The sequence below is a fragment of the Marinimicrobium alkaliphilum genome (assembly GCF_003259155.1).
Classification (GTDB): domain Bacteria; phylum Pseudomonadota; class Gammaproteobacteria; order Pseudomonadales; family Cellvibrionaceae; genus Marinimicrobium_A; species Marinimicrobium_A alkaliphilum.
In genome coordinates this window covers 255,491-267,474 of sequence record NZ_QGMQ01000001.1, presented here as the reverse complement: position 1 = coordinate 267,474, position 11,984 = coordinate 255,491, and the positions used below count along the sequence as shown (strand labels likewise).

The following is an 11,984-nucleotide window of genomic DNA, read 5'->3' as shown; positions in this document are numbered from 1 at the left end:
CTACCGGGTCAAACCCGCCCCCGAAGGATGGTTGGAGCCGTGCACCTGGGTGTGACAGTTCATGCAGTCGCGCCCCACCATATTGCTGGAACCGCCGTGGGGCGGCAGGCCCGCACCGGACTCAAAGCTGCTCGGGTGAAACTGGGCCAGGTGGCACTGCTGACACAGTTGCGGCGTGCGCGCGGTCAACAGATCCCGGTGGTTGGAGCCGTGGGGCCGATGGCATGAGGTGCAATCCTCCGCCACCGGGGCGTGCTCCCACAAAAAGGGGCCGCGCTTCTCCGCGTGGCAGTCATAACAACTCTCATTGACCGACAGCCGGGGCAGCTCCGCCGGACCCGCGCCACCGTGGGGCGTGTGGCAGTCGGTACACACCATCTGGCCGCTGCGCATGGGGTGATTGGAGGGGCGATGCATGTCGCTGCGCTGCTGCTGATGACAATCCAGACACACGCCCATCTGACCCGTGCGGCTCATGACCGGGTCCTGCGCCTTGTGGACCTGATGGCAATCGGCGCAGCGCACCTCGGCAAAGTTGTGCAGGCTGCCGTGCCAATGATGGCCCGCGTCCTGCTCATGACAGGTCAGGCAGATGGCATTCTGCGCCTCGATGGGATGGTCTTTGCCAAAGGGAATACCGGTGAGCGGGCGGCTGCCATCATCCAGACGCCCCAAATGACTGGCACTGGGGCCGTGGCAGCTCTCACAACTGTGTTGCCCTTCGGCAAAAGGTGAATGGGGATGTGCGCCATCGCCGTGGGGCGAGCGCAGGATCGCAGTATAGTCCTGGTGACACATCAGGCAGCCATCCGCACCCCGGCCCAGGTAATCGTCGCCCGCCACTAACGGCGCGGCACTGAACAATCCCCCGACGAGTATGCTGATCCACAGCCAGACGCGTAAGCCCTTGCCCACTGTTCACTCCTTGTCCGCCACCGAGGCGGCGACCATTATTACTTTATAGGTATGACGCGAAGACGCTCAGCCCTGGGGCGAGGCCTATCGCGACCGGTACAGCTTGGAGTAACTATAGCAAAGGTAAACAGAAGGGGATCTGATGAACATCAAGAAAAGGGCTGAAAACTCTACCTCATCAGGGGTAGTTCGCTCACCAAAAGAGGCTATTGACGCCCTATGCCGTCGCTTGTGACATCAGACCATAAAAGGGAATCAGGGTAAGACCGAGGACGAAAAGGATGGCCAGCAACGCCGCCAGAAAGCGAATCGGATGCGCGAGAAACTTCTGCCCAATAGTGGGCGACTCACCCCGTGCCCGCTGTTCCGCGTGCAGGGCTTGTTGCGTGCGAGCCCGCTCCTCCTGATAGGCACGAATGGCGGCCTTGGCCTCGGCTACCCGGGACTTATCCGACAGCCAGATAGCCGACACGCCCAGCCCCCAGAACCCGGCCTGGGTCTCGTAGATGGGGAAGCCCCCCTCCTCCAGCAACTGCCGCACCTCAATCGCTTCATCTTCGGGTACGTTGTTGAGCTTGAACAGCAATGTCGCCATGGTCAGAAATACCCATTATTTAAGGTGTGGAGGAATGGCGCCATGATACCCATGACCGAAGGCTGTGACCAGACAACCAAGACAGCGAACGATACCGGGACTCCCGCCAGAAGCCATCTGGAATTTGAAGAGGCAGTATGCTAACTTTATGCGATATATCATATTTATAGGATTGCTTTATGTAACCTGACGCCAATGCCCTGGCGATACACCAACACACAATAACGAGGTCGTAACAGGATGCCACAGGTGACCAAAGACCGGCAGCCCCCGCTGGCGGCAATAATCTGCATTGCACTGTTGATAGCCATTTGCTTCCCCTCTGCTTCTCTGGCAAAAGCGGCAAATGAAAACCGTGTTGAGCTCAGTATGATCAATCTGCCAGGCCGCACTACCACCAGCCTGAACGGTCTGTGGGAGGTGATCATTGATCCGTTCGATGCCGGTAAGGGCAGTTGGATCGCCTTGTATCAGGACCGGAAGCCCGAAAGTGACAGTGACTTTGTAGAGTATGGCTTTGACGGCGGGCCGAGATTGCATGTACCGGGTGATTTTAATTCTCAAATGCCGGAGCTCGCCTACTACGAGGGAACACTGTGGTACAAGCGCCAGTTTGAGTACACGCCGAGTGATAAAAGACTCTTTGTTCATTTCGGGGCAATCAACTATCGCGCGTCGATCTACCTGAATGGCGAGTTTCTGGGGGAGCACGAAGGCGGGTTTACCCCCTTTCAGATAGAGCTTACCGATCGCGTCATCAAAGGCGAGAACAGCCTGATTGTACGCGCCAATAACGAGCGCATCCGTGACGGTATTCCCGGGCTTGGCTTTGACTGGTTCAACTATGGCGGCATTACTCGTGATGTCGATCTGGTTGAGACGCCCGCAACCTATATCAAGGATTACAAGATTCAGCTGAAGCGCGGCGACCTCGGCACCATTGCGGGTTGGGTGCAGCTGGATGGCGCCAACCTCCGGCAGACAATTCGTTTGTCCATCCCCGAGGCCGGGATCGATAAAACCTTTCGCACCGACAGCAAGGGGCGCGCCGAAATCAACCTCCCGGCGGAACTGGCATTGTGGTCACCGGAAAACCCCAAGCTTTATGACGTTCAGATTGCGAGCGCGACCGACAGCACGCGCGAGAAAATTGGCTTTCGTACCATTGAAGTGGAAGGCAAGGAAATACTGCTCAACGGCCAGCCGATATTCCTGCGTGGGATCAACATCCACGAGGAGATTCCGCAGCGCAAGGGGCGCGCTTTCTCCGAAGCCGATGCCCAGATGCTGTTGGGTTGGGCAAAGGAATTGAACAGCAATTTCGTGCGGCTCTCCCACTATCCCCATAACGAACACATGGTCCGCCTGGCCGATGAACTGGGTTTGCTGGTGTGGAGCGAAGTGCCAGTCTACCAGCATATCGATTTCGCCAGTCCGGTGATCCAGCGCAAGATGGATTTGATGATTCGGGAAATGATCAGCCGGGACAAAAATCGCAGCAGCGTCATTATCTGGAGTGCCGCCAACGAAACCTACCCCTCGCCGGAACGAAATGCCGCCATTGCCCGGCTCTCTCAGTTGGTGAGGTCCCTGGACAGCACCCGCCTGGTGGCCCAGGCATCCAACACCTTTGAGTACCACGATGATCGCACAGAGATTACAGATGCAGCGTTTGAGCACTTCGATCTGGTGGCCATCAATCAGTATTTTGGTTGGTACAGGCCCTGGCCAGAGCAACCGGGGGTGATGAAATGGGTATCAGATTTCGATAAGCCTCTGATTATTTCTGAATTCGGCGGGGAAGCATTGCTGGGAAGTACTGCCGAGCCCAAGCATGCGGCCCACTCCTGGAGCGAGGAATACCATGAAGACATTCATATCCAACAGGTAAAAATGTTTGACAGTATGCCTGAGCTACGCGGTGTTGTGCCCTGGATCCTCGTCGACTTCCGTTCGCCAACCCGCATGCACCCTGTGCACCAGCAAGGCTGGAATCGCAAAGGCCTGTTGTCAGATCGGGGACTGAAGAAAAAGGCCTGGTACATTATGCGCGATTATTATGATCGGGTTCAGAAGGACTGGGAGGCTCGAGAGCACACGCCTTAAATGGACCGGTGTGACAGCGGTCTTACCGCTACGAGTAACTGTCGCGCAAGTTGCCAAATTGCCGGTTCAAACCTGTATATCCAGTAAAGCTTCGTAAGCTCAGACGGTGGTGGGCAGCAATACGTGTAAACCCTGCTAGGTTTACAGGGAGTCAACCCAAACCAGAGGAGTCAATGATGACCAAGGTACTCGTACTCTACTACAGCATGTGGGGCCATATCGAAACCATGGCCAAAGCCGTTGCCGAAGGCGCCAAAAAAGTTGAGGGCGTGGAGGTTACGCTGAAACGGGTGCCGGACACCATGCCCGAAGAGGTGGCCAAAAAAGCGGGCGCCAAACTCGATCAGGATGCGCCGATTGCGAAACCGGAGGAGTTGGCGGATTACGACGCAATTATCTTCGGCACCCCCACCCGCTTTGGGGATATGTGCGGCCAGATGCGCAACTTTCTCGACCAGACCGGCGGTCTTTGGGCCAAAGGAGCACTGGTGGGCAAAGTGGGCAGCGTGTTCACCTCGACCGGTACCCAGCACGGCGGCCAGGAAACCACCATTATGAGCTTCTTCACGACATTGATTCACCAGGGTATGGTGATCGTCGGTGTTCCCTACACCTGCCAAAACCTGACCATCATGAACGAAATCACCGGTGGCAGTCCTTACGGTGCCGCAACCCTGGCGGACGGCGACGGTAGCCGTCAACCCTCGGAGAACGAGCTGACCATCGCCCGCTTCCAAGGGGAGCACGTGGCGAAAATTGCCAAAAAACAGGCGGCGTAGAGGTTATCGGATACGCGACGTCGCGCTGCCCGTAGGTCGGATTAGCCCGCAAGGGCGTAATCCGACAGAAGAAGGCTATGGCGAGTCCGAGTGTCGGATTACGCCTGCGGCTAATCCGACCTACTGACGGAAGACCCGTTCGATAAGGCGCGAGCCCCGGCCGAGCGGGTCTTCCCGAATCAGCCCCTCTTCCACCGCCACCTGGCGAAAGAGTCCATCCAGACTCCGGTTGAGCACGTGCTGCTCCAGGTCGATATCCGGCTTGTTGCTGAGCGGCAGTTGCTGGTAGACAGACAGAAAATCCTGGTAGTAACTGTAAAACCCGATCTGGCGCAGATTACTTTCGATAATGGGCTGATAGCGTTGCTTCAATACCCCTTCGCTGCGATCGCGAAAGTATTCCGTTGCCGCGGTCTCGTGGCCACGAATGATGCCCAGGGCGTCGGTCACGGTCATATCCCGCACCACATCCACAAACACCTCCCGCGCTTCGCCGGCGGCGTGCTCGGCGGCACGGTTCATCAGCCGCTCAACCTCGTCTAACTGATTTCCCATACCGAACTGACGCAGGCGCTGGGCAATGCTCTGCAGCTCCTCCGGTAACTCAATCCGGTAGAGAGAACTCTCTGCGTAACCACCCCGCTGGGACAACTCCCCCGCAGCCCGAGTCGCACCCAGCTCCAGCGCCTCTCTGATCCCCATCACGCGCTCGCGTTGGGTGGGTTCACGCTCAGCCAAAAGATCATCCAGGGTACTGAGGTTGGCAGAGCAGCCCACCAACAGCAATCCCGCCAACAGAGTAGTGATCAGTGACCCGTTCAATCGCAACATCATCATTTGTTCCTTAAATTTACCGGAAATTTTCTGGCGTAACAGAAGTATACCCGAGTTCTCGTTTACCGAACTGTGATCCTCGTCCCTTCGTCAATGTCCTGCCCCGGATGCAGAATCACCACCTCACCCTCCTCCAGGCCCTCGCGGATTTCCGCCATCAGACCGCTGCGTCGGCCGGGCACCACCGTGCGGCGTTCAGCCCGCCCGTTGACCCGAACGAAAGTTGCCCAGCGGTCCCCCTCGCGAAACAATGCACTGGCGGGCACCTGAAGCACATCCTCTCCCTCCCAGAGAATGAAGCGCGCCTCGATACGGTAGCCATCGCCCAGGTGCTGCCAGTGCTCGCGCTCGGTATCAAAGTCGACAATTACCCAGACCCGTTGCTCTTCTACTCCCAGCGCTGAAAAGCGGGTAAAACCGGCGGGCTCCACTCGCCGCACGCGCCCGGGCAGGTTGCCCTCACCGCCCCAGCGTTCAATCTCCACCCGCATGCCGGGACGCAAGCGCACCGCATCGGGCGACAGCACATCCACTTCAATCTCCAGGTTATCGAGGTTGCCCAGAGTCACCACCGGCTCCCCGGCCTGGATCATGCCCTCACTCTGGCGCTCGCGCATAAGTACCACCCCGGCAATGGGCGCATTCACCGCCACCGGCTGATCCAGTGCCTCACCGCCGGCCAGCGCCACATTGGCCCGCGCCGCATCCCGCTCATAGCGGGCCACATCCACGCCAAAGCGCGCCGAGCGCAAGGCCGCATCCGCCTGGCGCGCTTCCGCCCGCGCCCGGTCCAGGGCCTCCTCGGGCAGATGCCCGTTGGCCACCAGACGGCTCACCCGCGCCAATTCCTGCGCCGCCAGGGCCTCACGCGCCTCGGCCGATTCCACCTGTGTGCGCGCCGCTGCCAACGCCGACTCAGAGCGCGCCAGGCCCGCGTCCGCCTGAGACCGGGCGCGAGCATCCAAAGGTACCGTCGGCGCAGGGTTTACCCGAAACAACACCTCGCCCTGCTCGACACCATCTCCCGGCTCCAACAACACCCGACTCAAATACCCCGACACCGGCGCCGATACCTGATACCGATCCGGCAGGCGCGTCCGCCCCTCCTCCTCCACCGACTGGGCAAAATCCCCCCGCCGCACCTCCGCCGAATCCACCAGCACCGCCGGCGCCCGCAACCCCCACACCACTCCCAACACCACCAACACCCCACTGGCGGCATAGACCCATACACGCTTGGCCGGCAATTTCATATCCATCCCCACATAGACTTTCTTACCATTTAAACCTAGCCATCAAGTTACGCTCAACTCACCCCTTAAGGCAAATACGGTCTTTCCTCGGGGGATTATCATTCCATACCCAATATTGATGATGCCGCAAGACATCCCCTACCTTACCATTGCCTTCGCAGGCCGGATTCTCCCGGCCTCAACGTGAATCCATCCACCAGCTCGACGAGCCAAACGCTAGTAATGCCCCGCAGGTTCGGGGCGCGCCTTGAGAGGTTAAAGAATGAAATTTTCAACGGGATTGCAATACAGTGTGCTTATATTGCTTGCACTCGGTTTGTTCGGCTGTGGTGGTTCATCATCGTCACCCCCTCCGTCGACGACTACCCCCCCTCCTGTGACCACGGATCCCCCTCCTGTAACCACCGATCCCCCACCCGTGGTCAGTGAGCCCCCGGCCGTCCCCCAGACAGCCGTTGCGGGAACAGCTGCAGCAGGTGCGCCAATTTCCGGCTTTGTCGCCGCGAAGGACAGCGAAGGCAACGCTGTATCTGGCAATATTGCCGAAAACGGCCGTTACCAGCTCGACCTGTCCACACTGAACCCACCCTACTTACTTTATGTATCGGGAGTCTCGGGCGGCCAGGCGTATCAGCTTTTGTCAGTCGCCTTTGCGGACAATCTCGGCGGTACCGTGAACATTACCCCACTCACCGATCTCGTGGTGGGGAATGTGACGGGCGAGAGCCCGACCACCTTCTTCAATGCGCCCAACTTCAGCCTGCTGACAGAGTCGGCCGTGCTGGAGGAAGCGGGCAGACTGGCGGCCCGCTTGCAGCCTGTTTTTGAAGCATTCGAGCTGAGCGGTGATTTCAACGTGTTAACGTCGCCATTCAGTGCAAACCGTTCCGGTTTCGATGCGGTGCTGGATGTGCTGGACATCAGCATCAACCAGGACACTGGCGTAGCCACCATTCGCAATAAAGTGAGCGGCGATAGCATAACCAATGACTTCGCCAATCCAGAGAGCGGCACCGAACCGCTGGCGGCGGGGAGTTCGCTGGCGAACCATTTTGAGCTGATTCTCGGTGCCGGATCGGTGCTGGAAGGGCTGATAGAGTTGGCGAGCATTCCCGTTGCAGAGCGTGATGGCGGATTTGCGACTGAAGTGGGCGCGCTGCTCGCCGAAGACTTACTGATTAATGGTCTCGACAAGGCGTCAGTGATTGGCATCTGGACTGACGAAGAGGAAGCGCAATACCTGGCGGACGAATTACGCAATGATTTCCTCAATTGGGGAGTTGCCAGTGTTACCCCAGGTTCGCCCAACGAGGTCGAGTTGTGGGTGTCGACGGAAAATAATGGTCCCTTGTTGTTCCGCGATGACGGCAGCAACGCCAATTGGCAAATGGTTGGCGATGGCAACCCCTGGTATGCATCCCTCAATCCAACTTATCAGTTCGCGAATGCGGAACTTTTGAGCGGAACCGTTGCGGCGGGCGCGTTTCTGAGTGCGGGCGTAGAGCCCCGTACCTTTGCCGGCTACGACGCATGCAGCACAGATCAGGTGTTCGTCTTTACCGGCCCCGGTCTGGAAGGCGAGAATAGTTTAGAGCTTTCATCGCCGGGGCGGGCAGTTGGCCAAACCGACAACTGCGACGATGGTTTTGGTATCGGGTTCGTGTTGGAAAACCCATTTACGCTGGTGGCCATGCAAAGAGGCGAAGAGTTTAGAGTGACTCGCTACACAGTGACCAGCGAAAACCCGGAAGTTCGCCAGCCAGAGGAAACGGTGTCGATTTTCGTCAGGCAAGGTGCCCCGATCACTGCAGAGGGTGTCCCGACCATTACCGAGGCAACGCTTGAGGGTGAAGCTTTCGCCCTGAGCTGGACCTTGCCTCAGGGTTACAGTGTCTGGGGCTACGACGTCTGGCGTCACTATGCGGGCGGCGAAGGTACTCAAGGCCTGGATCGTTTCGAGCGCGCACTGGGTGACCCCAGGGTCGCCGCCAATGCGACATCGGCAACCAACACCTTGCCGGCACCTAACCCTGATTTCGTTCTCCAACGTGAAGAAATTGTTCTTTTCGTCAGCGATATAAAAGGCGTCGAAGTACAGATTCTCAAACAATCCGAGTTTGAATACTAGGAGCCTACTAGAAGCTTGATCCGACTACCGCCGCCCGCTTGGGCGGCGGTTTACATTCCGGCCTGAAGCTCGATGCGAATCCCATCTAATCCGCCGCCTTCAGCGCCCGCACCATATCCAACCGCGCCAACGACTTCCCGATTACCACCGCCGACAACAAGGTCGCCACCAACACCACGCCCGCTGCCAACACATAGGTCTGCGGCGTAATCACCAAGGGAACCCGATACAGATCCGTCTGCATCCCCCACGCCAGGAGCGCGCACAAACCATAGCCCAACAGAAAGCCCACCGGTAAGGCCACCAGCGTCAGCAGCAGCAACTCACCCAACAGAATCCAACCGGTCTCCCGCCGGGTAAAACCCAGCACCCGCAAGCTGGCCAATTCCCGGGCGCGCTCGGCAAAGGCGATGCGGGCATTGTTGTAGACCACCGCAAAGGCAATGGCACCGGCCATCACCAAACTGAATAGCGTAAATACCAGAATGGTTTCATCCATGGTCTGGTTAAAAGCCTCGAGCATATTATCCCGCAAATTGACGCCGGCAATACGCGGCACCTGCTCCAGACGGCGGTTGAGTTCAAGCTGATACTCGCTATCCACCGCCAGAAATGCCCCGCTGATGGTGTCGCCCTCGCCCAACAGACGGGTCAGGGTATCCCGGTGCATGTAGGCCCCCACACCGACAAACTCGGTCACCAGCCCCACCACCGGAATCATCAATTCCGGACGCCGGCCTTCCTGAATATTTACCTGCAGCTGATCGCCCGCGCCAATGCCAAGCATGCGCGCCAGATGATCGGTCAGCAAGACCCCTTCTTTGGGTATGGCAATGGGGCGCAGTTGGTCGTCGAGCACGGAAAAGAGTCGGCTGTCGGGATCAAACCCCTGGAGCGCGCCGCGATACTCCCGGTGGCCGTAACGTAAAATCGCCGGCGCCGAGCGAAAACTTTCAGCGTAGGTGACGCCAGGCAATGCGCGCAGTTCGTAAAGCGTGCGACTCGCCGCCGGCTCAATATAATTGACGGTGACATCCTGTTTTTGGGCCAGGCGAAACTGCACGTCCATCATGTAGGCCACCGAGCCGCGGGTAAAACTGGTGAGCATCACCATGGCCACCGCCAGAGCAATCCCGAGCACGGAAAAGCCCGCCTTCCAGGGTTGGCGCTCCAGGTTGCGCAGGATGATACGCGCCGGCTGACTCAACCAGCCGATCCCCAGGCGCTCAATCAGGGTTTTGCGAAAGCGCGCGGGCGGCTCCGGGCGCATGGCCTCCGCCGGCGGCAGGCGCAGGGCCCGCAGCACAGCGTTCAGGGTTCCCAACAGGGTCGCGCCGCCGGCAATGACAATGGCGGTCAGCGCCACGGCAGGACGCAACTGAAACTCCAGCCAGGGGAAGCGGAAAAAGTCCTGATACAAGGTCGCCAGGCCGCTGGCCATCCAGGCCCCCAGCGCCACGCCGATCACTGACCCCACCAGTACAATCGCCAACACCAACAAACAATAGTGAGCCGCCACGGTAAAGCTGGAATACCCAAAGGCCTTGAGCACCGCAATCTGCTCGCGCTGGGTGCGAATCAGGCGCGCGGCCACCACATTGAGCAAAAACGCCGATACCCCGATAAAAATCAACGGCAGAAACAGCGCCATGGTTTCCAGCTGGGTCAGTTCCTCCTCCAGGTAGCGGTGCGACAACTGATCGTCCCGGCTGTAGGCGCCGGTGCCGCCCCAGGGCTCGAGCAACTGATCCAGCGCCGCTATCACCCCCCCGGCGCTGTAACCGGGCGACAGACTCAACACCGCACTGTTGAAGGCGCCGTCCATATTGAAGGCCGCCTCCAGGGCGTTGCGATTGAGCCAGACAATGCCGTAGCGGGCAAAGTCCGGCATGATCTCGCCGGGACGAATCTGGTAGATAAACTCCGGGGACAGCGCAATGCCGCTGATCAATAGCCGCTGATAGCGACCGTTGACCACCACCGCCAGGCGATCACCCGGTTGCAGTTGGTGAGCGTCTGCAAAGGCTTCGCTCACCAGTATCTGCTCATCCCGGCCCGCCTCGGGCAATTGCCCGGCGCGCAGATACAGACGGTTGAGCTGGGGCTGCCGGCCGTCGGGAATCGACAACGCCATACCCGTGATGGGCTCGTCAAAGTCCGGCATCTGGATATTGATGGGCGCCTGCACCCGGGTCTCCAGGGTGGCCACGCCGGGAATGTCCCGCAGCCGCTCGGCCATCGATTCAGGCGCGCGTTTGAGGTGAGCAAACACATGGGCAAAGCGCTGGTTCTGATAGACGCTGTGCTGACTGGCGCGCAGGGACTCCAGAGACGTAAAGGACATCACATACATGGCCACACCGATCGCAATCACCGTGGCAATGGCGGCCCCCTGGCCCTTGAGCTGCCAGAGGTTGCGCAATAACTTGAGGGTGAGCGCCCGCACGCCGGCTTACCAGTGCAGCCGGTCGGGGGCGACCGGGTTGGGGTTGTCGATCACCTCACTCACCCGCCCGTCGCTCAGACGCAGGGTGCGGTCGGCCATCTCGGCGATCACCGCATTGTGGGTAATCACCGCCGTGGTGGTGCCCAAACGTCGATTGATGTCCTGCAAAACCTGCAGCACCTTGATGCCGGTTTTGGAATCCAGGGCGCCGGTGGGCTCGTCACACAAGAGCACATCCGGACGCTTGGCGATGGCCCGGGCAATGGCCACCCGCTGCTGCTCACCGCCAGACAACTGGGCGGGAAAGTGATCCAGGCGCTGCTCCAGCCCCACCAGCGCCAGGGCCTCCTCGGGCGTCATGGGATCGCGGGCAATCTCGGTGACAATGGCGACGTTTTCCCGCGCCGTCAGGCTGGGAATCAGGTTGTAGAACTGGAACACAAAGCCCACGTGATGGCGACGAAACTCGGTCAGGCGGCGCTCATTGGCCCGGCTCAGATCCAGGTCCCGGTAGCGCACCTCGCCGCTGGTGCCGGCATCCAGGCCGCCGAGGATATTCAGCAGCGTGGATTTACCGCTGCCCGAGGCGCCCAGCAACACCACGAATTCGCCGGCATAAAGATCCATATCCACGCCCCGCAAAGCGTGGATTTCTACTTCGCCCATGCGAAACACCCGGGTCAGATTCCGAGTGGAAAAAACGGTTTCTTTGGTCACTGACCGACTCCCTATCCTTGCCCACAAGCCCCCTGAGCCCGCTTGCAACCATAGCGCGCTCTGACTCAACGCGCCATTGCGACAGATCAAACAATACCCCACGGTCCTGCTACAGCCCGCCGAAACCGGGTGTGTCCCACCTTTTTGAGAAAAGTGGTGAGGGGCACTTTAGGGCAGGACCGAAAAGTGGGACGACAGAAATGCCTCCTGC

Annotated in this window: 9 protein-coding genes; 3 read left to right on the top strand and 6 right to left on the bottom strand. The window is 59.2% G+C overall.

What is annotated here, in order from left to right; genetic code table 11:
- Together DKW72_RS01270 and DKW72_RS01265 are read right to left on the bottom strand one after the other, a co-directional pair.
- Positions 1-915: a DmsE family decaheme c-type cytochrome gene (locus tag DKW72_RS01270; RefSeq protein ID WP_111640497.1), complete on the bottom strand. Its 915-nt coding sequence runs from the start codon at positions 913-915 to the stop codon at positions 1-3.
- A gap of 217 nt (positions 916-1,132) precedes the next feature.
- Positions 1,133-1,510 carry a DUF6164 family protein gene (locus tag DKW72_RS01265; protein ID WP_111640496.1) on the bottom strand — a complete coding sequence of 126 codons (378 nt, stop codon included), beginning with the start codon at positions 1,508-1,510 and terminating at the stop codon, positions 1,133-1,135.
- Positions 1,511-1,879: 369 nt separating this feature from the next.
- Between DKW72_RS01265 and DKW72_RS01260 the strand changes: the two genes are divergently transcribed.
- Positions 1,880-3,616, top strand: coding sequence for a glycoside hydrolase family 2 protein (locus DKW72_RS01260; protein ID WP_111640906.1), 1,737 nt, complete (start codon positions 1,880-1,882; stop codon positions 3,614-3,616).
- A gap of 176 nt (positions 3,617-3,792) precedes the next feature.
- Positions 3,793-4,395: an NAD(P)H:quinone oxidoreductase gene (gene wrbA, locus DKW72_RS01255; RefSeq protein WP_111640495.1), complete on the top strand. Its 603-nt coding sequence runs from the start codon at positions 3,793-3,795 to the stop codon at positions 4,393-4,395.
- 120 nt (positions 4,396-4,515) lie between these two features.
- On the opposite strand, the gene DKW72_RS01250 is transcribed toward wrbA, so the two are convergent.
- Both DKW72_RS01250 and DKW72_RS01245 read right to left on the bottom strand, forming a co-directional pair.
- Positions 4,516-5,226, bottom strand: a complete 711-nt coding sequence (locus tag DKW72_RS01250) for a DUF4197 domain-containing protein (RefSeq protein ID WP_111640905.1) — start codon at positions 5,224-5,226, stop codon at positions 4,516-4,518.
- 65 nt (positions 5,227-5,291) lie between these two features.
- On the bottom strand, positions 5,292-6,482 hold the full coding sequence (locus tag DKW72_RS01245; RefSeq protein ID WP_111640904.1) for an efflux RND transporter periplasmic adaptor subunit: 1,191 nt from the start codon (positions 6,480-6,482) through the stop codon (positions 5,292-5,294).
- Positions 6,483-6,744: 262 nt separating this feature from the next.
- Between DKW72_RS01245 and DKW72_RS01240 the strand changes: the two genes are divergently transcribed.
- On the top strand, positions 6,745-8,610 hold the full coding sequence (locus tag DKW72_RS01240; RefSeq protein ID WP_157960357.1) for a hypothetical protein: 1,866 nt from the start codon (positions 6,745-6,747) through the stop codon (positions 8,608-8,610).
- Between the two features lie 85 nt (positions 8,611-8,695).
- Here DKW72_RS01240 and DKW72_RS01235 read toward each other — a convergent pair whose 3' ends face one another.
- A complete protein-coding gene (locus tag DKW72_RS01235; protein WP_111640493.1) occupies positions 8,696-11,056 on the bottom strand; it encodes an ABC transporter permease in 2,361 nt (786 codons plus the stop codon).
- A 6-nt stretch (positions 11,057-11,062) separates the two neighbouring features.
- Positions 11,063-11,773 (bottom strand): ABC transporter ATP-binding protein, encoded by a 711-nt coding sequence (locus DKW72_RS01230; protein ID WP_232522270.1) that lies wholly within the window; start codon positions 11,771-11,773, stop codon positions 11,063-11,065.
- Between the last annotated feature and the right edge of the window lie 211 nt (positions 11,774-11,984).